This is a genomic window from Adlercreutzia aquisgranensis (genome assembly GCF_943193145.1).
GTDB lineage: Bacteria > Actinomycetota > Coriobacteriia > Coriobacteriales > Eggerthellaceae > Xiamenia > Xiamenia aquisgranensis.
Map to the genome: position 1 here is coordinate 89,712 of NZ_CALPDA010000012.1, position 21,065 is coordinate 110,776.

The 21,065-nt window shown below is 62.6% G+C and carries 16 protein-coding genes; 14 read left to right on the plus strand and 2 right to left on the minus strand.

Going from position 1 to position 21,065, the window contains the following annotated elements; translation table 11 throughout:
* Positions 1 to 45: 45 nt before the first annotated feature.
* Positions 46 to 1,641: a chromosomal replication initiator protein DnaA gene (dnaA, locus tag NFR41_RS08595; RefSeq protein ID WP_251231509.1), complete on the minus strand. Its 1,596-nt coding sequence runs from the start codon at positions 1,639 to 1,641 to the stop codon at positions 46 to 48.
* Between the two features lie 974 nt (positions 1,642 to 2,615).
* Between dnaA and NFR41_RS08600 the strand changes: the two genes are divergently transcribed.
* The 11 genes from NFR41_RS08600 (at position 2,616) to NFR41_RS08650 (ending at position 11,959) form a co-directional block, all read left to right on the plus strand.
* Positions 2,616 to 3,800 carry an ATP-binding protein gene (locus NFR41_RS08600; RefSeq protein ID WP_251231510.1) on the plus strand — a complete coding sequence of 395 codons (1,185 nt, stop codon included), beginning with the start codon at positions 2,616 to 2,618 and terminating at the stop codon, positions 3,798 to 3,800.
* Between the two features lie 274 nt (positions 3,801 to 4,074).
* Positions 4,075 to 4,209, plus strand: a complete 135-nt coding sequence (gene rpmH / locus NFR41_RS08605) for a 50S ribosomal protein L34 (RefSeq protein WP_160213232.1) — start codon at positions 4,075 to 4,077, stop codon at positions 4,207 to 4,209.
* Positions 4,210 to 4,237: 28 nt separating this feature from the next.
* Complete coding sequence (gene rnpA, locus NFR41_RS08610) at positions 4,238 to 4,561, plus strand: ribonuclease P protein component (RefSeq protein WP_251231511.1); 324 nt, start codon at positions 4,238 to 4,240, stop codon at positions 4,559 to 4,561.
* A 3-nt stretch (positions 4,562 to 4,564) separates the two neighbouring features.
* Positions 4,565 to 4,837: a membrane protein insertion efficiency factor YidD gene (gene yidD / locus NFR41_RS10525; RefSeq protein WP_285833869.1), complete on the plus strand. Its 273-nt coding sequence runs from the start codon at positions 4,565 to 4,567 to the stop codon at positions 4,835 to 4,837.
* A gap of 69 nt (positions 4,838 to 4,906) precedes the next feature.
* Positions 4,907 to 5,695: a YidC/Oxa1 family membrane protein insertase gene (locus NFR41_RS08620; protein WP_251231512.1), complete on the plus strand. Its 789-nt coding sequence runs from the start codon at positions 4,907 to 4,909 to the stop codon at positions 5,693 to 5,695.
* Positions 5,696 to 5,787: 92 nt separating this feature from the next.
* Positions 5,788 to 6,333, plus strand: coding sequence for a Jag family protein (locus tag NFR41_RS08625; protein WP_160213231.1), 546 nt, complete (start codon positions 5,788 to 5,790; stop codon positions 6,331 to 6,333).
* A 71-nt stretch (positions 6,334 to 6,404) separates the two neighbouring features.
* Positions 6,405 to 7,055: a 16S rRNA (guanine(527)-N(7))-methyltransferase RsmG gene (gene rsmG / locus NFR41_RS08630; RefSeq protein WP_251231514.1), complete on the plus strand. Its 651-nt coding sequence runs from the start codon at positions 6,405 to 6,407 to the stop codon at positions 7,053 to 7,055.
* Between the two features lie 346 nt (positions 7,056 to 7,401).
* Complete coding sequence (locus NFR41_RS08635; RefSeq protein ID WP_349665476.1) at positions 7,402 to 8,394, plus strand: ParA family protein; 993 nt, start codon at positions 7,402 to 7,404, stop codon at positions 8,392 to 8,394.
* On the plus strand, positions 8,387 to 9,682 hold the full coding sequence (locus NFR41_RS08640) for a ParB/RepB/Spo0J family partition protein (protein WP_251231515.1): 1,296 nt from the start codon (positions 8,387 to 8,389) through the stop codon (positions 9,680 to 9,682). Before NFR41_RS08635 ends, NFR41_RS08640 begins: the two co-directional genes overlap by 8 nt.
* Before the next feature lie 134 nt (positions 9,683 to 9,816).
* Positions 9,817 to 10,863 carry a dual-specificity RNA methyltransferase RlmN gene (rlmN, locus tag NFR41_RS08645; RefSeq protein WP_251231516.1) on the plus strand — a complete coding sequence of 349 codons (1,047 nt, stop codon included), beginning with the start codon at positions 9,817 to 9,819 and terminating at the stop codon, positions 10,861 to 10,863.
* Positions 10,864 to 10,987: 124 nt separating this feature from the next.
* Positions 10,988 to 11,959, plus strand: a complete 972-nt coding sequence (locus NFR41_RS08650) for a D-alanine--D-alanine ligase family protein (RefSeq protein ID WP_251231517.1) — start codon at positions 10,988 to 10,990, stop codon at positions 11,957 to 11,959.
* Between the two features lie 120 nt (positions 11,960 to 12,079).
* Here NFR41_RS08650 and NFR41_RS08655 read toward each other — a convergent pair whose 3' ends face one another.
* Positions 12,080 to 12,727, minus strand: a complete 648-nt coding sequence (locus NFR41_RS08655; RefSeq protein ID WP_251231518.1) for a hypothetical protein — start codon at positions 12,725 to 12,727, stop codon at positions 12,080 to 12,082.
* Between the two features lie 291 nt (positions 12,728 to 13,018).
* Here NFR41_RS08655 and NFR41_RS08660 point away from each other — a divergent pair, with 291 nt between their 5' ends.
* The 3 genes from NFR41_RS08660 (at position 13,019) to NFR41_RS08670 (ending at position 21,018) form a co-directional block, all read left to right on the plus strand.
* A complete protein-coding gene (locus NFR41_RS08660; RefSeq protein ID WP_251231533.1) occupies positions 13,019 to 16,270 on the plus strand; it encodes a helicase C-terminal domain-containing protein in 3,252 nt (1,083 codons plus the stop codon).
* Positions 16,260 to 17,642 (plus strand): hypothetical protein, encoded by a 1,383-nt coding sequence (locus tag NFR41_RS08665; protein ID WP_251231519.1) that lies wholly within the window; start codon positions 16,260 to 16,262, stop codon positions 17,640 to 17,642. Before NFR41_RS08660 ends, NFR41_RS08665 begins: the two co-directional genes overlap by 11 nt.
* Before the next feature lie 82 nt (positions 17,643 to 17,724).
* Positions 17,725 to 21,018 (plus strand): aminopeptidase, encoded by a 3,294-nt coding sequence (locus NFR41_RS08670; RefSeq protein WP_251231520.1) that lies wholly within the window; start codon positions 17,725 to 17,727, stop codon positions 21,016 to 21,018.
* Positions 21,019 to 21,065: the final 47 nt, after the last annotated feature.

Here is a 21,065-nt window from a genome sequence, read left to right on the forward strand (position 1 = left end):
CTTTTCAAGCGTGTTGTCAAGCATGGGACTTGGAAGGTACATGCTCTACGCGTCTCTGATGGATTGGCGCAGCAACTCTATCTCTTCCTGGAGGGTCCGGTCCTTCGGCAGCTTGCCCCCTATGGTCTTGTAGGCGTACATCACCGTGGTATGGTCGCGGTTTCCGAACTGCTTTCCGATGTCTCCGAACGGCAGGTCTATCATCTCGCGGCACAGGTAGATGGCCACATGCCGGGCATGGGCGATGTTGCGCGAGCGTTTCTTCCCGATCAGGTCGGCGTGGCTTACCTTGTAATGGGACTCAACCTCGCGCTGTACGTCGGGGACGAGGATGCGGCGGGAGGGTCCGCTGCTGAAATACCCTTCCAGCACGCTTTTCACCTCTCCCACCGAGATCTCGTCCATCTGGAACGTCCTCATCTGCTGGTAGATGCGCCCCACGGCGCTTTTGAGCTCGCGGATGTTGCTGCCGCTCATCTCGGCGATGCAGGTCTGGGCTTCCCGCGACAGCTGGAAGCCTCCGCCGGGCTCCATGGCGCACAGGTCATCGATGTGGTTCTTGATGATTCCCAGCTTCGTTTCCACCGTGGGCGGTTGAATGTCGCAGGTCATTCCCTGGTTGAAGCGGGAGGTATAACGCTCGTCGATGTCGATGTTGGAAGGGCTTCGGTCGGCCGACAAGATAATCTGCTTGCCGCTGTCGATGAGTTTGTTGAACATCTGGAACACCGCGTCCAGCGTCAGCTTCTTGCCCTGCAGGTGCTGCACGTCGTCCACCAGCAGCACGTCGGCGCTCTCGTAGCGGTCCTTGAATGCCCGGTAGCTGGTGCGGTCCTGGGCTTGCACGCGCCCGGCCTCCACGTAGTCGTCCACCAGGGAGTTCGTGTCTACGTAGACCGTCTTGCGGAAGGTCATGTTCTCGTTGATGTACTTTTCTATGGCCCGCAGCAGGTGCGTTTTGCCAAGACCGCTCTTCCCGTAGATGAACAGCGGGTTCGACATGGGTAGCCCCGGATGTTCTGCCACCTTCATGGCGGCGTCGAAGGCAATGGCGTTCGAGTCGCCCACGACGAAGTTCTCAAAGGACATGCTTCCCGTGGTGGCGTCGTCGAGTCCCCGCCTTTCGGGGGTATCCGCCGTTTTCTCTGGTCGGGTGCTTGCAGGTGCCGCATTTGCCTCTGCTGCGGCGGGTACTGCCCGATCTGCTGCCGCAACGGTTTCGGGTGCTCTGGCCGCCGGTACGCCCTGGCCCCCCCACCCCTGCCCTGCGCCGGCGTCGCCCGCCGGTTGGTTGGGGGCCTGCGGCGCGGCAACAGGGGCCGCAGGCGATACGGCGGGCGTGTCGGAGGCCTGCTGCGCCGGCGCGCTCGGTGCCGCGCTCGGCTCGTCCACCTCTATGAGCACGGTGGACGCTACCCCCGACCACTCCTCCATCGCCCGGGTGATGTGTTCGAGGAAGTTCTGCTCTATATGCTTCTTTATGAAGTCGTTGTCGGCGGTGAGCATGAGGAACCCTTCGCTCGCGGCCTGGGGGTGCAGGCGCATGAAGAACGCGTCCACCTGGGGCGCGCTTACGCCGGGGTAGCTTTTCACCCGTTCCGTTACATCAGCCCATGTGCGTTCGAGTTCCAGGTTGTTCATGGGTCCCTTGGCCTTTCCTCCGGCACGTCCCGCTTCTGCTCTCTTCGCGACGCCGCCGCTTTCGCTCTCTTCGTGCCGCCACTGTTTCCGTTTACTTCGCTTCGGCGCCGAAGGGCCGGCTTTCCCGCCCTGCCTTCTAGCCGTCGCACATCCCGTTTCTTCATCAGAGGCTCTGGTTTCGCCTCTTCTGCCGTTTTCGCTTCTTTTCCTCTTCTGTTTCTTCCGCTTCTGGCGACCCGGACGCCCTTTCGACTCCGCAGCCGTTGCCTCGGTGTGTCGTCCCCCGCCGCCGCTCCTCTTTGCAGGTTTCGGAACCGCCGGCTGTGAAAAACGTTTCCAGCCGGTGCTCACACGGGGTTCTCTCGTTGACATTGTAGGGGATGGGGGCTGTAATTCCTATCGAACAGCCGTAAAATGTGGAAAATGTTAAAAACAAACCCTCCGATACATGCCGGCTTGTGGAAAAACCTTTTCCGTTGTTTTGTCAAGCGCGTTTCCATGAACGACGCGCAGCGCTTCCATCAGGTGATTTGATTTTGTCTGGTCAAGATAACATTTATTTGACCTGGGAAAATAGAACAGGCTCGCCATAGCGCCTCCGAAAATTATTTTCAATGGCGTCATAAGGCGAGGTCACGGAGATTCTGCAGGAGGCCTTCTGGAAACAAGGGCGAACATATGGGGTTGTTTTGGCTGGGACGGCTTTTATTTCACATTCTTGGATGGTTTTTCACGCCGCCGAATCGATGAATTTGAGAATTCTTCAATGTTTTCCACTTTCTCTGAACAAAAAGTGTAAAACTCTGAAAAATCGAGATGAACAAGTTGTTGAAAATTCAGAAAACTATGTTTTCCACCTGAAATGATGAGCGTTAACCCTGATGGATGGTTTTAGAATTCGAAAACAGGTACAATCTTTTCGGAAATCGCTCTGAAATCCTTGGAATACTGGAATTCTGAACAACGGAACATATATGGACAACCAGAATGAAATCCCAGATGAAGTGCGTGATTCAAATTATTCTGAAGGGCTGCCCTACGATTATTCGAACGTGGTGAATCCGGTTCGCATCGCCGTTTACGACGACGGGCACAGCATCCCGCGCATGGTGGTGGTGCCCCCGGCCGATACCGCCACGTTCATAGAGAACCTTTCCCAAATCGTCTACAACGAGGCGAGAAACGCCGGAGGGTCGCTGCCCTACATGGCAATTCGGGAAGTGTCGGAGAACTTCATCCATGCGCGCTTCGCCGAGGCCACCGTTTCCATTTTGGATCGGGGAAACACCGTCCGGTTCACCGACCAGGGTCCCGGCATCCCCGACAAGGAGCGCGCCCAGCAGCCGGGGTTCACCCGCGCCATCGAGCCTATGAAGCCTTACATCCGCGGCGTGGGCAGCGGTCTCCCTATTGTGCGCGAGTATATGGAGCTTTCCCGCGGCCGAGTGACCATCGAGGACAATTTGGGCACCGGCGCCGTGGTGACCATCAGTTTGGTGCAGGACGGGGCTGTTTCGGGAGAGCCTTCGTCCCCCCTTGCTACGAGACCAGCCGAAACGGGCGGCGAGGTTTCTACCTATGGAGTGTCATCGGGTCCCTCGATAGCCTATTTCCCCAACGGGTCAGGGACGGCGTCTGTTGGATCCGGCGCGCCGCAGGCTGGCTCTGCGAGTTTCGTGCCTGCCCAAGTCTCGCAGCCTGCTACACCTGGCGTCTACCCCCAACCGGCGGTTGGCTACGAGCCTTCGTCCCCGTATATGGCTTCCACGGCGTCTGCGCCGGTGTACGTAGCCCCCCAGGCGACCTACCCTTACATTCAGCAGGTTCCTACCGCTCAGTATGTGCCCGGGCAGCCTGTTCAGCAGCCGGTTCCCGCGTCGCCTTCGGTGGCGTCAGGTGTTCCTGCCGGGCAGTCCCATGGCCGCGGGTATTCGGTGGATATCCCCGAGCTCACCCAGCGCGAGCTCGACGCAATGGCGATTATGTATCAACAGGGGCCTATCAGAGGATCTCAGCTTGGGAAGATTCTCAACCTCGCCTCTTCGTCGACGTCTGCGGTGTTTGAGAAGCTGGAAGCTAAAGGTCTTGTGATGAAGTACGACGATAAGAAACGGGGTCTTACCGAAATCGGCAACATCATAGCGTCCCGGACAATCTAAAAGTTTTACCTGGTAGAATTGGTTTCATATCTTATAACTATGTAGTTAATGGAATACATATTTTAATATCTTGTTAACTAAAAGGCTGTGTAAATCGGCCTTTTCCCGTTTATGCAGTTCTTATGGCAAATCTGTTATTTAAGGCTCTGAACAGGAATTAATCCTTGCATGGATGTAGTCCGTGTGAAAAAATGGCCGATACGCATGTTTTGAGCAAAACGAAGGCGGTGCGGCTCATAAGGACCCCCGTCTTTGCATGTCGAAAGGGAAGACTATGAAGCGCACCTATCAACCTAACAAGCGTAAGCGTGCCAAGTGCCACGGTTTCCGTGCTCGCATGGCCACGAAGGGCGGCCGCAGCGTTCTGGCCCGCCGCCGCGCCAAGGGCCGCAAGCGCCTCTGCGTGTAAGACCGCGCACCCAAGCAGGTGAGAAAGGTTGGAGATCATAAAATCCCATGAGGATATCTCCAACCTTTTTTCATGCGGCGAGCGTCGTCATACGCCCTACCTGACACTCATCTCTCTACCTTGCGAAGAACACGACCACCCCGGTCGTGTTGCTTTTGTTGCGGGGAAGAAGCTGGGCGGAGCGGTGTGGCGAAACGGCGCGAAGCGGCGGATGAGGGAAATATGTCGCCTGGCCGGCGGCCCTCGGCAGGGTTATGACACGGTGTTTGTCGCCAAGCGGCGCATCCTGGATGTTCCCTATCGGGATGTCGAGCGCGCCTACGCCGAACTTGTTCGCAAGCGGAGGGGTTGAGAGATGGGTGGCCGCGCGGCGGCGCACGAGGAGCCTTCTCGCGTTGGTTCAAGGTTGAGAAGAATTCCGTGCTCCATTGCGCTGTTTCTCATCCGGTTCTACCGAGCGGCCATCTCGCCGATGTTCCCCTCTTGCTGCCGCTTCACTCCCACCTGCTCGGAGTACGGGATGATCGCGTTTCAGAGGTACGGGTTTCTCAAAGGGTTTCGGTTGACCGCCAAACGTATCCTCCGCTGCCGTCCTGGCGGCGGGAAGGGGTACGACCCGGTTCCCTAAACGTCGGGGTGTGCGGGTTGTTTGGCTGGAATAGGCTCTTCCAAGAGCAGAGAGGCAGGTACGGACAGCATGTGGGAAGTGTTTAAAGGCTGGATATTCGACATCATCCAGTTCTTCTACAACATGTGCGGCGACTGGGGTATGGCTATCATCATCGTAACGGTGATTTTCCGTATCATCATTTCCCCGCTCATGCACAAGCAGTCGAAGTCGTCGTATCAGATGCAAAAGGTTCAGCCCCTGATGCAGGAGATTCAGACGAAATACGCCAACGACCCCCAGCGCATGCAGGAGGAGATGCAGAAGCTCTACGCCGAGGTGAAGTTCAACCCCCTGGCCGGCTGCCTGCCCATGTTGCTGCAGATGCCCATCTTCATCGCGCTGTTCCAGGTACTCCGCGACGACATGCCCAGCAAGATCGGTGACAGCGCCTACCAGTTCTACAACCTGGTCCCCAACCTGATCACCACGCCCGGCCAGGCCTTCGGCGAAGGGTTCGGCACGTTTCTGCCTTACCTGATCCTCATGATCGTGTTTGCGGGCGCCACGTTCCTCCCCATGGTGCTTATGCAGATGGGCAACAAGGACAACCCCCAGCGCAATCAGACGCTCATCATGGCCGGCGTCATGAGTCTTTTCATGCTGTGGATCGGCTGGTCCTCCCCTGCCGGCGTACTTCTGTTCTGGGGCGCCTCCTCGGTCATCGGTATAGGTCAGCAGCAGATTTCGCTGCGTATCATGAAGAAGAAGGACGCCGAGGCCGAAGCGATGATCGACGTGAAACCCGTCGAGGTTGACGTCACCCGCAAGGTCAAGAAGCCCCGTCCCACCAAGAAGGACTCGTCGAAGCGCCGCTAAGCCGCTTTCACTGGGAAGTTCGGGGGTGTTTCACGTGAAACACCCTTTGGATACAAGATAAGGAGAATCTCATGAGCGAACAGGTTGAGGAGATGCCCCAGGAGGATTTCGCCGCTGCCGAGGCTTCCGAATCGCTGACGAACGGCAACGAGGAACTGGAGGTCACCGACGAGGAGCTTGATGCCATCGCCGACACCGCCATAGGCGCGCTGCAGGACATCCTGAAGCATTTCGATATCGGCGAGGTCACCATCGACGAGTACGAGGGAGACGAAGGGGAGCTCATCCTCGACATCACCGGCTCCGATCTGGCGGTGCTCATCGGTCGCCACGGCAAGACCCTCGACGCGCTGCAGTTCCTGGTCTCCGCCATCACCGTGCGCAAGATCGGCTACCGTTACCCGGTGGTCGTGGATGTGGAGGGCTACAAGGGCCGCCAGCGCGAGAAGCTGGAGAACATCGCCCGATCCAAGGCTGATTACGCTGTCAACCGCGGACACAGCGTGAGTCTGCGGCCCATGAGCCCCTACGAGCGCCGCATCGTGCATATCGCCCTTCGGGACGATGAGCGCGTGTACACGGAGTCCGAGGGCGAGGGCCCGTCGCGCCATATCGTCATCTTCCCTGCAGAGGGGTAAGCGCCATCTTCGGATTTCAGGGGCCCTGCGGGAAACCGTGGGGCCCTTGTCGTATGCGAGAGGGGGAGCCTGTGAATGCGCAGCCTTCGGCGCTCATGGAGCGCTACCTTGACCGGCTTATCCAGGAGAACGAGAAGACCAACGTAACGCGCATCACCGACAAGGAGAGTGCGCAGGTACTGCATCTTGAGGACTCGCTCGTGGCTCTTCCCGAGATGGGCGACGCCCCCGAAGGTCCCTATGCCGATCTTGGCTCCGGCGGCGGATTCCCCGGCGTTCCCTTGGCCATTGCGACGGGCCGCCCGACATTGTTGGTAGATTCCGTAGCGAAAAAGATGCAGCTGGTCCACGGCATCGTGCAAGAGCTGGGGATTGGTAATGTTGAAGTGTACGCAGGGAGAATAGAGGATTTGGCCCGACAAAGACCCGGGGAGTTCTCCGTGGTGACCGCCCGGGCGCTGGCGCAGCTTTCCGTGCTGATGGAGCTGTCCTCACCCCTGCTCCGCCTTGGGGGAAGGCTCGTCTGCTACAAGGCGAACCCGAGCGAGGAAGAGCTGTCCCATGGTCTTTCGTTGCAGGATACCCTGGGCTTTTCCCTTGTATCCCAGCGCGAGGTGGATCTGCACGGCAACCACCGCACCATCCTCTGCTTCGAGAAGATTACGCAACCGAGCATCAAGCTGCCTCGTAAAACGGGATTTGCTCAGAAGAAGCCTTTATAGAGGATTCTTCTGCCAGTAGGGGCATTTTTCTAGCAGCTCGCTCGCAGCAGCGTGCCCGACGATGTTGAATTCCCATCAGCAGGGACGTCTTGCCGGTAAACCGTATAGCATTTTCTTCGGAGAAAGACCTCCGTTTGCTCAGATGAATGGGTGAAGAGGAAGACGGTTCACTGGCTGTGCGGGAAGCGTTTTCCAGCAGAGGTCCTGGCGGCTTTTCCTCCTGCGCTCCTGTTTCCATTCCGCTAACTATGATGATTCGTCCCCAGAGGGTTTCTCCTTCGCAATTGTTTCACGTGAAACACCCTAAAGCCGCTATACTATGGCTCAACTGTGGAAGGAGCCGCGCATGGGGTTTTTTGACAATCTAAAACGGGAGCGTGGAGCCGCCGTACCGGCCGCCGAACCCGTCGTGGAGGAAACCGAGACGCCCGAGGAGGAAGCAGTCGAGGAATCCTTGAATATAGAGGACGTCGAAGTGGTCGAGCGAGCGCCCCAACCTCGGGTCAGCGGCGAGGGCTTCGTTCCGACCGAGGTGAAGTCCTATAGTCAGAAGAAGCGCGTGAACCACGTGGTAGGGCAGACGAAGATTCTGGCCATCATCAACCAGAAAGGCGGCGTGGGGAAGTCCACCACCGCCATCAACTTGTCCGCTGCCCTGGGCGCGTTGAACAAGCAGGTGCTGCTGGTTGACTTGGACCCGCAGGGAAACACCACCAGCGGCTTGGGCATCGAGAAGAGCCAGATCGACAACTGCATCTACGATGTGCTGCTCAACGATACTCCCCTGACCGACGTTATCATCCCCGACGTCTATGAAGGGCTCGACCTGGTTCCGGCTACCATCAACCTGGCCGGCGCCGAAGTGGAGCTGGTGTCCGAGATGGCCCGCGAGAACCGCCTGAAGGATGCCCTGGGCAGCCTGCGCGGCCGCTACGACTACATCCTTATAGACTGCCCCCCTTCCTTGGGGCTTCTCACTGTGAACGCCCTGGTGGCGGCCGACAAGCTGTTCATCCCCATCCAATGCGAGTTCTACGCCTTGGAAGGCGTGACAAAACTTCTCGATTCGATGAAACGTGTCAAAACGCGCCTGAATCCCACCTTGGACATCTTCGGCGTGCTGCTGACTATGTACGATGGCAGGACCACCCTTTCGCGCCAGGTGGCGTCGGAGGTGCGCTCCTACTTCGGGAAGATTGCGTTCACCACCACCATTCCCCGCACCGTGAAGCTTTCGGAGGCCCCCAGCTACGGGCAGCCGATTATCGAATACGACCCCGCAGGCAAAGGCTCGCAGGCCTACCTCGATCTGGCTAAGGAAGTGATTCGCCGTGGCTAAGGCAACTAAAAGCGGTTTGGGCAGGGGCCTGAATTCCCTGTTGGGGGGCTCTTACGACGAAGCGGCGCCGGCAGAGCCGAACCAGCGTCGCGTCACCGTGGCGGAGGATCCCCAGCGGGAGCAGCCTCAGGAGAAGCCGCAGGTGGAAAAACCCGAGCCGGTTCGGAAGGTGGTCGAGGAGCAGTCCGAACCTGCTCAGGAACCCGCAGCGCCCCAGAAAGCCGCTGTGACGGCCCCTACGGATGCCGAAGAGGCCGTGGTCATCATGCGCCCGGCACGAGTTGAAAACCCGCCGGAGAAGGCCTCTCAGGAAGCCGCTGGGGAACCGAAGGGCCCGAAGACTTACGCCCAGCGCGCCGCCGAGGTGTTCTCCCGCCGGCAGGTGGCCGCCCCTAAAAGCAAGACGGCGGACGTTTCCTCGACGACCGCTGCCGAAGATGATGCGGTTGTCGAGGTGGAGAGCAGCGTGCGCGCCGGCTCGGTGACTACCCGCGGCAACAACGAGGTGCCCGTATCCTCGGTGGAGCCGAACCCCGACCAGCCCCGCATTGCCTTCAACCAGGAGGACTTGGAGGAATTGGCCCAGTCCATCCGCAAGAACGGCATGATCCAGCCGATTCTGGTGAGGCCTCTTGGCGCCAACCGCTACCAGATCATCGCCGGCGAGCGCCGCTGGCAGGCTTGCAAGATGGCCGGGATGAAGATGATTCCCGTGAGCATCCGCGAGGCCGACGACGACGGCGCCATCGAGCTTGCCCTGGTCGAGAATCTGCACCGCAACGACCTGAACCCCATCGAGGAAGCCTACGCCTACAAGCGCCTGATGGACAAACAGGGGCTCACCCAGTCCGAGCTCGCCCAGATGATGTCGAAGGGCCGCTCCACCATTGCAAACGCCATCCGCCTGCTCGACTTGCCCGAAAGCGCCCAGCAGCTGCTCTTCGAGGGGAAGATCACTCCCGGCCATGCGCGCGCCATCCTGTCGATTCCCAGCAAGGAGGGGCGCGAAGCCCTCACGAAGAAGCTGGTGGAGGAGAAGCTCTCCGTCCGCGACACCGAGAACCTGGCGCGCCTGTTCGCCCACAAGCGCCCTGAACCGCCCCGCAAACAGCCCATGCCGCCCAGTTTCAAGAAGGCGGCCCGGTCGCTTCGCCGCATGCTCCAGACCGGGGTTCGCGTGAAGGTGTCCGGCGGGAAGAATCGCTTGGAGATCGAGTTCAAGGACGAAGAGGATCTGCAGCGCCTCCTCGCCGAGTTCGCTGCCGCCCGAAAGGCGAAGAAGGACTAAGAGGGCGCACCGCGAGCAAAGTGATGCAGCTTCAAGAAGGCGGGCTTGCTCCCGCCTTCTTGCTCGCCCGGTAGATTCATCTGACCAGAGGTCGTAGAGGCGGACCGGCACCGACGAGAAGCGAAGGAGACCCTATGAGCAAGCAATCCATCAAGCGACTTTCGCGCCAGCAGCTGCAGGAAGCCCTGCAGGAGCTGGGGCAGCCGAAGTTCCGCGCCCAGCAGGTGTACGAGTGGGTCTACGGCAAGCATGCCGCCTCCTTCGACGAGATGACCAACCTTCCGAAAGCCCTGAGGGAGACCCTGGCCGAATCCTACGAGCTTTCCTTTCCCGAGGTGGCTCACAAGGCGCTGTCCTCCGACGGTACGGAGAAGTACGTGGTGCGTTTCGCCGACGGAGCATGCGTGGAGACCGTGGGAATCCCGTCGGCCAACGGGCAGCGCCTGACGGTGTGCTTCTCCACCCAAGCCGGCTGCTCCATGGCCTGCAGCTTCTGTGCTACGGGAAAGCAGGGGCTTACGCGCAACCTTACCTGCGGCGAGATGGTGGACCAGGTGGCCCTTGTAGGTCGGCAGATGGGACGTCGTGTCACCAACGTGGTGGCCATGGGGCAAGGGGAGCCCTTCGCAAACTTCGACGCGGTGCGAGCCGCCCTTGAGATCATGAACGATCCGAAGGCCCTGGGCATCGCCGCCCGGCAGATCACGGTTTCCACCTGCGGCATCCTATCCGGCATTCGCCGCTTCTCCGAGATTCCCGAACAGTTCACCTTGGCTGTGTCTCTCCATTCCGCCGACCAGGCGACCCGCGACAAGCTGATGCCGTCCATGGCCCATCAGACGCTGCCGGCCTTGCGCCAGGCTATAGTTTCGTACGCGGCCAAAACGAACCGCCGCGTCACGTTGGAGTACATCTTGCTGGCGGGGGAGAACGACAGCGACGCCCACCTGGAGGCTTTGACCGAGTTCGCCCGCGGGCTGCTCTGCCATGTGAACCTCATTCCGCTGAACGCGGTGGACGGATCGTCCTTCAAGCCCTCCGACCATGCTACGGTGGGCAAATGGGTTCGCGCCCTCGAGAAGGCCGGCGTGCAGGCCACCGTCCGCCGGTCGAAAGGCGGTGACATCGCCGGCGCATGCGGGCAGCTGAAAAACGAGATGACCGCCCCGTACCGCCCGTAGGCCTTTCGGTCTGTTGCTTCGGTAAGGGCGGGCGGCGGACAATTCGCGCGTCGAGGAGCTTTGCTATACTTCCCGACGTATCGACCGGAACGTTTGCAGCCAAGATCTTTCGGAGGAAGTGTCCATGGATTGCCAGAAGTCGAATGAACGGTCAGCCAACGGCCTCGTGCCCGGGCAGTGCCCTGTGGCGGTTCTTTGCGGAGGAACCAGCACCGAACGGGAGATCTCGCTCAAATCGGGTGCTTCCTCGGCAGAAGCCCTTCGAGAAGCGGGATTCCCCGTCACCGTTTTTGATCCCGCACGCAAAGAAGACCTTCTGGCCCTGATGACCGGCGATTTCGCCGTCGCGTTTCTATGCACCCACGGCAAAGGCGGCGAAGACGGCACGCTTCAAGGTTTCCTGGACACCATCGGGCTTCCCTACACCGGGTCGGACGTGTGGTCGAGCGCTGTGGCCATGGACAAGACCAAAACGAAGCTGTTCTACCGCGCGTCCGGCGTGCCCACCCCGGCTTCCGTGTGGCTGCGCAAGGGCGAACCCGCAGACGCCGGCGCCCTGGTGAACGAGCTCGGCTCGCACCTGGTGGTGAAGGCCGCATCGGGCGGAAGCACCTTGGGACTTTACATCGTGGAAGGAAGGGATGAGCTGGCCGAGGCGCTGCAGCAGGCCTTCTCCTTCGACGACGACGTTCTGGTTGAGCAGTTCATTGCCGGCTCCGAGTACACCGTTTCCGTGCTGGGCAACAGCGATCCGGAAGCGCTGCCGGTCATCCAGATTCTGCCCGCCAACGGCAGCTTCTACGACTTCGAGGCGAAGTACGCCCCCGGCGGCTCGCGCCATGTGTGCCCGGCACCGCTCTCCGACGAGCAGACCGATCGCATGCAGCGCTATGCGGTTATGGCCCACAAGGCCCTGAGCTGCCGCGGCGTGTCCCGCACCGACTTCATCATGGACGACGACGGCGCCATGTGGGCCTTGGAGACGAACACGCTGCCCGGCATGACCAGCACCTCGCTCATTCCCGACGCCGCGCGGGTGACGGGGATGGACTTCCCCACCCTGTGCACCCAGTTGGTTTCGTTGGCGTTGGAGTAGTAGCTCTTTCGAAGCCCGCGCCCGGGGCCGTGCCTTGGCGTTTCGGGAATCGGCACGATCGCACCGTCTCGCCTCCCCCTGAGGGGGTTGTCCCGGCCGCCTCAAGAAGGGGAAGCCGGGCTAGACGATGCCGGCTGCCTTCAATCCCAGCAGCGCCGCCCCGGCAACGAGGGCGATGATGAACGCCCAGCTGACAACATAGCAGCCGACGTTGCGCGAGCGCCCCAGCTCGATAACTTTCTCGGAAAGCTTGCGGCGCGACTTCATGATGACGGTTCCGGCTGCCCGCTTCGGCAACGGCACGGTCTTGGTGGGTTTCCAGTCGCCCCCGGCTTCCAAGACGGACCGAACCGCCTGGGAGCCCAGGTTCACCTCCGGGCGCACCCCGTCGGCAAGACGCTTGTCCACCAACGAGAGGAAACGGTCGAAGGCCGCCTGGTCCTTCGGGTCGAAGGCCACTACCGCCGCCTCGCCCCAGTAGCGGGCCGGCTCAGGGGAGTCGGTGTAGGCCACGAACGACAGCAGTGCCTGCAGCTTCCATCCACGGGCGTTCATGATGGCCAGCCGCCGCGACAGGTTCTCGTCGAAGAACGCCACCAGCGCCCCAAACCGGTTGCGCATCCAGGCCGTGGTCACGCCGTCTTGCGTGAGGAACTCTATATCGAACCTATCTCCCACCAGGTTGTCCGCGCCTACTAGCGCGCTGCCCTCCTTCTTCGAGGGAGTTTCGAACCGGGCATAGGTTCCGAAGTAGCAGTCCTGTTGCATCGGGGTCTCCTGGCGGTCGGCGCGGGCGCGATGTTTCACGTGAAACATTCGGTTCATCCGAAGAGCGCTCTTGCGATGCAACGCGGCCACAGAGGTGCCGCTGCTTTCAGAAGGACGCTTCCGGACGGACGGAACCATTGTAGCGAAGGCGTGCTCCGCGGGAGCGGCGCAAGGGTGTTTTGGGCATGGAATCGCGGCCCTCTGGTAAGCGAGCAGAGGGAAAGATGATAGTCTGACGTGCAAGAACAGCTTCGACTACCGAAGGGCGCCCCTTTGCTTGCAGATTACATAATGGACGGTACGCCGGAATCGGTGGTGCGGCGTTACGCTGGCCTGTCCCGCTTGGCCGATGCTTCTGATTTCGGACCGCTCGATCGCAACGTGGTGGTTCTTGATACAGAGACCACTGGCGTCTCGTTCAACCACGACGAGCTTACCCAGATAGCGGCCGCGCGGTTGGAATGCGGACGCATCACGGAATGGTTCGTCACCTTCGTGAACCCGGGCAAGCCCATTCCCGAAGACGTCGCCCATCTGACCAACATCCACGATACCGACGTGGCCGACGCCCCTACTCCCCAGCAGGCGCTGGAGCAGCTGGTGGAGTTCGTGGGCGATGCGAAGGTGGTCGCCCACAACGTCGGGTTCGACCGTACGTTCACCACTCGCCATCCCGAAGGCTATCCACTGCTCGAGAACGTGTGGATCGATTCTCTCGACCTGGCCCGCATCGCGCTGCCGCGGATGAAGTCCCATCGGCTGCTGGACCTGGTGCGCGCCTTCGACGCACCGCTTTCCACCCACCGGGCCGATGCCGACGTGGAGGCCACGTGCGCCATGTACCGCATCCTGCTGGCTGCGGTTGAGGCCATGCCGCCGTCGCTGACGGTGGAGATAGCCGACCTTCCGGCGGAAGGGCTGTGGTCCACCCAGTTCGTGTTCAAGGTTTTCGCCGCGGAGTACCGCCGCATGGTCCATGGGAGCCTGGCCGCGTCGGACGAGGGTGCCCAGCCTGCGCTCGAACCGGCCTGCGGGGTTGTGGACGAGCTTCCCGACCAGCCCCAGGAGCTTCAAGGGCAGTTCGACCTGCTGCTGGCAGAAGCCGACATGGGAGCCGGGATCGACCGCTATCCGATGACGTTGCCGGGTGCCGTGGTGCGCGGCAACGCCGACGTTCGCTTCTCTCTTCGCTCCCTGCGCCATCGGCGTGCAGGGGACGCGGCCCCTCCGAAGCGTGATGCTGAGGTGCTGGCGGAAGACCCTTCCCAGGGCTTGCGGTTCGCCGACAGCGCCCAGGTGGACGAGGCGTTCTCCACCGAGGGAGCCGTGGGGTCGCTCTACGGCGACTACGAACCCCGCCCGGCGCAGCTGGCCATGGCCCAGGCGGTTAACAAGGCCTTCTCCACCTCTGAGAATCTGGTGGTAGAGGCGGGAACCGGCGTGGGGAAGTCCATGGCATACCTGGTGCCCAGCGCCTACGCCGCGCTCATGAACGACGTGACCGTGGGCGTGGCCACCAAGACGAACGCCCTCCTTGACCAGCTGGTGTACAAGGAGCTGCCCGCCTTGGCCGACTCTCTTGCCGCCGTCAACCCCGATGCGCCGCGGCTTACCTACGCCCCGCTGAAAGGGTTCTCCCACTACCCGTGCCTGCACAAGGTGGACAACCTGCTGCGCGCAGGGGTGGGCACGCGCCTGGTGAACAACGTGGAGATGCCCCAGGCCCCTGCCGTGGCCGGGCTGCTCTCCTTCATCGAGCAGTCCGACATCGACGACATGGACAGCCTTAAAATCGACTACCGAGCCCTGCCCCGCCCCGCCATCACCACCGGCAGCCTGGAGTGCCTGCGCCGGAAGTGCCCCTACTACGGCAACGGCTGCTTCGTGTTCGGGGCCCGCCGCCGCGCCGAGGCGTCCCATATCGTGGTGACCAACCATTCTCTGCTGTTCTGCGACGTGGTCGCCGACGGGGGTCTTTTGCCTCCTGCCCGGTTCTGGGTCATAGACGAGGCCCACTCCGTGGAGGACGAGGCGCGGCGGGCCTTCTCGCTGAAGATCTCGGCCGAGGAGCTGCTGTCCATGGCCTCGAAGGCCAACAGCGCCAGCAGCCGGCGGGACATGTTCGCGCGGGTGGAGTCCCGCATCCAGTCGGTGCCCGGCGAGAAGCTGGTGCTGGCGGACCGCGAGGCCGCCAACGCCGGGATAGGGGTCTCGTCCGCCGATGCGGAGGGCAACGACACCGGCGATGCGGGCAGTCTGTTCTACGCCCTGGTGGCGAAGGGGCGGCGTCAGGGCGTATCGTTCCGCGAAGCAGTGGAGCAGTTCAACGGCGCCATGAAGGGCCTGCTCTACTTCGATCAGGCGAAGGGCAGCAAGCGCTACGAGACCACGGAGCTGTGGGTCAACGAGACGGTGCGCGCATCGGCGGTGTTCCGCGAGCTTTCCCTGGCCGCTACTGCGCTCAAAGAGGTGTCCGAGCGCCTAGCGTCGGCCTGCCAGGGCGTGGCCGGCTACCTGGAGGGCATCGAGGGCATGGCCGATAGCCAGCGCGAGTTCGCCGCCCTCGCCTGCGACCTGAAGGGCCTTGTGAATGCCCTGGAGGTGATATTCGAACGGCCCGAGGACACTTACGTGTACTCTGCGATGCTGAACAAGCACAAGGACCGCTGGCAGGACAGCGTGGAGGCTCAGCTGCTCAATGTGGGCGACGCCCTGAACGAGACCCTGTTCGCCCGCACCTTCAGCGTGGTGTTCGCGTCGGCTACGCTTTCGGTGGACGGGAAGTTCGACTCCTTCGCCAACGCCATCGGCCTGGACCAGGGGGAGCAGTCTCAGGCCACGAAGCTTGCCCTGCAGTCCCATTACCGCTTCGACGAGCAGATGACCATCTACGTGCCCACCGACATGCCCGAGCCGAACGACCCGGCCTATCTGGGGGCGCTGCAGCGCCTGCTGACCGAAACTCACCGCGCGCAGCAGGGGTCTATGCTGACGCTGTTCACGAACCGCCGCGAGATGGAGGCGTGCTACGAGGTGGTGCGCGACGACCTGAAGGGCGACGATCTGCGCGTGGTGTGCCAGAAGTGGGGGGTGTCGGTCAAGGGCCTGCGCGACGATTTCCTTGCCGACGAGCACCTGTCGCTGTTCGCGCTGAAGAGCTTCTGGGAGGGCTTCGACGCCCCCGGGTCGACGCTGCGCGGCGTCATCATCCCGAAGCTGCCCTTCGCCAAGCCAAGCGACCCGCTTTCCTGCGAGCGCGCCGCCCGGGACGATGCGGCCTGGCGCCGTTACGTGCTGCCGGCGGCGGTGCTGGAGACGAAGCAGGCAGCAGGGCGCTTGATACGCAAGGCCGACGATTCCGGCGTGCTGATCTTGGCCGACGGCCGGTTGTTGACGAAGTCCTACGGGAAGATGTTCCTGCGCTCGATGCCCAGCAAGACGGTGAAGATGCTCACTTGCGCCGAGATAGTCGAGGAGTTGCGGCAAGCTGCGGCGCACCGCCCCGCCGCCGGGCGCTCTGCGGAGACGGGCGATGGCGCGTAGCGACGACAAGCTGGCTCGCGCAGCCCATATCAAGCGCCATACCCTAGGCACATCCAACGAGATCTCGCTCAGCGTGCTAGACGCCGCCCGCAACAAGCTGGATGCCGGGCAGGAGCGCCAGGGCGGCTCCGGCAGGCTTCCTCGCCCGTCCTTCTCGTTGCCGCGCCCTTCGTTCGGCGTGCCCCTGCCGCGCAAGGCGCCCAAGGAGAAGTCCCGCGCCGAAGGGCTTCACGGACGGTCGTCGGGAAGCCACGGCGCGTGGTCGGCCCGGGTGGCCGAGCAGCCCGGCGTGCGCAGCTCTGCCTCCACCGGGCTTCCGGTGGAGAGCTTCACCGGTGCGTCCGGGGAGATTTCCCGAAGGAAGCGCCTGCGCCGCGTGGCCGCCTTCGCCGCCGCGGGGGTAGCTGTGGTGGCTGTGGTGGCAGCCGTGGGCAGCGCCGGGGCCTGGTGGGCGGCGCGCACCCAGTCCCAAACGCAGGGAGCCGCCCAGCTCCAAGATGCGTTCGCCTACCTTGCCGAAGCCGACGAGTCCCTTGCCGCGTTTGACGAGTCCTACAACCAGGTCTTCGGCGACGGCGGCTTGCCGAGCCTGCGCAGCGCCGCCCCTTCGAGGGGGGCGCTGGTTGCGGAGCCGGAGGATGCGCAGACCGCAGATCGGTTGGAGCGGCTTTCCCTCACCCCCTCGCCCGAGGCCATGGAGGCTGCGTCGGCGGCCCTGCAGGCCTCCGGCGTGCAGGTGGAGATGGCCCTAAGCCAGCTTCAGGATAACGACGACCGGGAGGCGGCCAGCCAGGTGAGCGCGTCGCTGACGAGGAAGCAGGAGATGCTTTCCGCGGCCGGAGCGCTGCAGCTTTCCGCTGCGGGCGCCGCCGCTGCGCTCTCGGATGCGGTGCAAGGCTGGAACGCCCTTGTGGAGGCCGACGAGCTGGCCCGAAGTGCCGTGTCCGCGCTGGGCGGGGCGAGCGAGGACCAGATACGGGAGTCCTCCGAGCAGGGAAGCGCCGCCATCGTCCGGTTCCAGGAAGCCCAGACGTTGCTTGCCCAAGCGGCTCAGGCTTACCCCGTCTGTTCGCTTGATGCCGTGCAGGACTACGTCCAGCTGCGCTTGCAAGCACTTGACCAGGCCCAAGCCTCCAACCAGGCGCTGCTAGACGGAGATACGGAAGCGGCGGTAGAGCATAACGACCGCTACAACGAGCTGGACGCTCAGGCCGCTGAGGACGCCCAGAATCTTCCTACCTCAATGGAATCCCATATTCTCCAGGTGTTCCTGGACGACGCAGCCGCCGCTTGCCAGGCCTACGAGCAAGCTCGGGTACAAGCGGCCGCAAGTGACGCATTTATTCGCGATTATTTGGGAACATCCCAGTAATGGCGTATACTAAAAACAACTGTGCGTAATTACGCTCGAATATGATTCCCCCTGGGGACTAGGCAAACGAAAGGACAAGGATATGGCGGAGATTCTCGACCATGTTGCCTATCTGTCCAACGAAATAGGACCTCGCCCTGCCGGCACCGAAGAAGAGCAGCAGGCGGCGCTCTACCTCACCGAGCGGATACAGAAAGAAGCGGGGCTTTCCGCCCATATGGAGGATTTCGAAAGCGCGCCTTCGCCCGATCTTCCCCGGGCTATCTGCTGCGGGCTTTCCCTGGTCGTGGTGTTGCTGTCGTTCTTCCTGCCGGTTCTATGGCCGGCGGCCGTCGCTGTCACGCTGGTGGCGGGCGTGCTGTTCATTTTGGAGGAGCTAGACCGCCCGGTGTTGTCCCGCTTTCTGGGCAAGGGCGTGAGCCAGAACGTGGTGGCCCGCTACGAGCCCGGTTACTCCGAGCAGGCTGGCGGTACGCGCCGGCGCAAGGTTATCCTGGTGGCCCGCTACGACTCGGGGAAGGTGCGCGCCGAGCTGCGCGAGCCTTTCCTGTCTGTCCTTCCCATTCTCCAGAAGGGGACGGCCATGTCCATGGCGCTGCTACCCGTGCTGGCGCTGGTGCGTTTCGTGGGGGTTGGAGAAGAGGGCGATGCGTCTGCGCTGGTGCTTACAGCGTTGATGGCTATCGCTTGCCTGTTCTGTCTGCTCACGCTGGTTATCTCCATTATGCACAAGGTTGCCCACTACAACGATGCGGCGAACTGCAACGCCTCCGGCGTGGCGGTGATGTTGGAGGTGGCCAAGCGCGTGGGGACCGGTCGCATCCCCGAGGCCGAGATCGCTGCCCAGCAGGAGAGCGCTCAGCCCCTAGTGCACGGCCAGGAGGCCGCCTACGCCGCCGATGTGGTGCCGCAGGGCGCTGAGCTTGTGTACGAGGTCGCAGAAAACGCCTCTCCCGCGTTGGGGAATTCCGGACGCATGCATGCGGGTTCCTCGCATACCGCCCATCCCAACAGCGCCGTCGGTGCGGCCGCCGGACGCCAAGGGGCTGTATCTGCAGCAGCGGTGGCAGCCGGGCGTCCCACTGACGGCCTGGCAGCAGCCAAGGCCGCCATTGCAGCGCTGACCGGCCAGCCCGTGGAGGGGGCAGCCACGGTGTTCGCCGAGGTGGTCGACAGTGCCGCCGCGCCTCTGGCCGCAAGCCCTGCGCCGGCGGCTTCCATAGTGGGGGTAACGCCCGCCGCCTCCGCCGCGCCTGCTGACGACGCCGCTGATTTCGTGGCCGACGAGGCCTATGCCCAGGAAATCCAGGAGCTCCAGTCCGTTCCCGCGGCTTCGGCCCAGCCTTCCTCCCAGCCTGCGGTTCCCGATTGGTATGCCGAAGCCCAGAAGAAGGCCAAGCGCCAGGAGCCGCCCACCCGCCCCGTTCAGCGTTCCCGCTACGCCGATGCGCTCGACCAGGCGGTGGTGGAGAGCAACGGCCACTTCGCCGAGGCCAACCTGATTGTGGAGCAGCGCCTGGAGGAGACGCTTTCCGCCGGTCGCGAGGAGATTCGCGAGGTCAAAGCCCCGCAATGGACCCTTTCCGACAACAGGGCAGCGGTGTCGGCACCGGAGACGGCGCCCCAGGATTCCGCTTCCGCAGTCGCTCCTTCGGACGCCCCGGAGCCTTCCGAGACCGTAGCCCTTCCGCAGTGGCTTAACGCGGTGGCCGGCGCCAAGGAAGAGGCACAGGACGCCGCCGCTCAGCGCACGGCCCATCGGGTGGACGTTACCCGCGCTCCCTTGGATGCGAGCGGCCGCATCGACATCTCGCTGGTGCCGGACACCCCTCAGGCTGCCCCGCGCCCCATCACGCTGCCTTCCATTGGCGTTTCGGCCGCCAACCTGGCTCCCATCACCGAAATGCCCAAGCAACGCGCCCCTCTGGCCGAGGAAGGCGTGGCGCCCACGGCCAAGAGCCTGCTGTCCATGCTTCCTTCCATCACGCTGGACGACATTGCCGCCGAGCATGCGCAGACCGGGTCCGACTCCGCCGCATCCGACGGCTCCGTGGCCAGCGCCCTCGCGGGCATGCCCTCCCTGGGCAAGACCGGTTCGGTGGGCATTCCGCTGCGCTCGACCATGGCCGGCCTTTCCGGCGCCATCCCCGCCGTGTCGGCCAGCCCCAGCAACACCTCGTCGTTCGCGCCGGTGGCCGGTGCCCTGGTGAACGAGGCGCTGAGCCAGGAGGCGGCCGCCGTGGCCGTGGTGCAGAACGTCGCCCCTGCCGCCCCTGCCGAGCCGTCTCTTCCCGGCGCGACGGTGTCCTTCGCGCCTGTGGGAGAGCGCCTGTCTGCTGAAGCGGGCGGCGACTTCATCATCGACGATGCCGACGATTCCGACTACGTGACCAGCCAAAGCGGCGTGGGGACTTTCGGCGGGCCGGCCTACGTGGAGATGCCCAAGTCTCGCATGCAGCGCTTCTTCGGGAAGTTCCGCCACAACCAGGAGCCCGACGAGTTCGAGGAAGTGTCGGCGCAGGAGTGGCTCAACGTGGACGAGAGCTTCGACGCCCGCACCGTGGGCGCGCAGCGGGGCAGCTGGGACAGCTTCCGCACCGAAGACCCGGCTGACGCTGCCCTAGGCGCTCAGCGGTCCTCTCAGCCCTTCGCAGGCCAGCCTCAGTCCGGTTCGTTCGCAGCCGGCGGCTCCTTCGTCGAGCCCGAGACCCAGGAGGCCCCCGAGCCGAAGCACCCTTGGCGCGTGCGCCGCGATCGTAACGAGTTCGGTATCGACGGCTTCGAGGACGACTGGTCGGGCGGCGCCTACACGCCCCGTCGCCTGGAGAACGGCGACCTCGATTCCCGCGACATCGCCGAAGAGGCCGCTTTGGCCGCCGCGGGCCGCGCCGAGGTGTCCGAGGAGCTTCGGCAGATCTACCAGTTCCGCAACCCTGACTTGAACATAGAGATCTGGTTCGTGGCCTTGGGCTCCGAGCTGTCGGGCAACAGCGGCATGCGCGCATTTATGGCTGAGCATCAGCAGGACCTGCGTGGTTCTGTGATTGTGGAGCTCTCGTCGCTGGGCGCCGGGGATATGTGCGTGGTCTCCGATGAAGGACGCTTGCGCAGCGTGAAGGTTCCCTCGCGCATGACCCGCTACATTCGCAAGGCTAGTCAGGCTACCGGCGTGTCGGTGGGGTCGGCCAAGATGAAATGGCACGAATCGGCGGCCTCCTACGCCACCAAGCAGGGCTGCCAAGCTATGCACCTGTGCGGCGTTGCAGGCCAGAAGCCGGCCTTCTTCGCCCAGATGGACGACGTGCTGGACAACGTGGACGAAGCCCTGTTGGAAGAAAACGCTACATTCGTTATGGAGTTGCTCAAGAATATCTAGTAATGCAAGAATTCCTTCGGCAAAACGAAGGGCAAAGCGTATAATAG

Bases quoted from the DNA above. Each gene is read 5' to 3' on its own strand.
- NFR41_RS08620 (WP_251231512.1), top strand. From the start codon at position 4,907: ATGTGGGAAGTGTTTAAAGGCTGGATATTCGACATCATCCAGTTCTTC.
- NFR41_RS08660 (WP_251231533.1), top strand. From the start codon at position 13,019: ATGGACGGTACGCCGGAATCGGTGGTGCGGCGTTACGCTGGCCTGTCC.
- NFR41_RS08670 (WP_251231520.1), top strand. From the start codon at position 17,725: ATGGCGGAGATTCTCGACCATGTTGCCTATCTGTCCAACGAAATAGGA.
- NFR41_RS08655 (WP_251231518.1), bottom strand. From the start codon at position 12,727: ATGCAACAGGACTGCTACTTCGGAACCTATGCCCGGTTCGAAACTCCC.
- NFR41_RS08650 (WP_251231517.1), top strand. From the start codon at position 10,988: ATGGATTGCCAGAAGTCGAATGAACGGTCAGCCAACGGCCTCGTGCCC.
- rpmH (WP_160213232.1), top strand. From the start codon at position 4,075: ATGAAGCGCACCTATCAACCTAACAAGCGTAAGCGTGCCAAGTGCCAC.
- NFR41_RS08665 (WP_251231519.1), top strand. From the start codon at position 16,260: ATGGCGCGTAGCGACGACAAGCTGGCTCGCGCAGCCCATATCAAGCGC.
- NFR41_RS08635 (WP_349665476.1), top strand. From the start codon at position 7,402: ATGGGGTTTTTTGACAATCTAAAACGGGAGCGTGGAGCCGCCGTACCG.
- dnaA (WP_251231509.1), bottom strand. From the start codon at position 1,641: ATGAACAACCTGGAACTCGAACGCACATGGGCTGATGTAACGGAACGG.
- yidD (WP_285833869.1), top strand. From the start codon at position 4,565: ATGGGTGGCCGCGCGGCGGCGCACGAGGAGCCTTCTCGCGTTGGTTCA.
- rlmN (WP_251231516.1), top strand. From the start codon at position 9,817: ATGAGCAAGCAATCCATCAAGCGACTTTCGCGCCAGCAGCTGCAGGAA.
- NFR41_RS08625 (WP_160213231.1), top strand. From the start codon at position 5,788: ATGCCCCAGGAGGATTTCGCCGCTGCCGAGGCTTCCGAATCGCTGACG.
- NFR41_RS08600 (WP_251231510.1), top strand. From the start codon at position 2,616: ATGGACAACCAGAATGAAATCCCAGATGAAGTGCGTGATTCAAATTAT.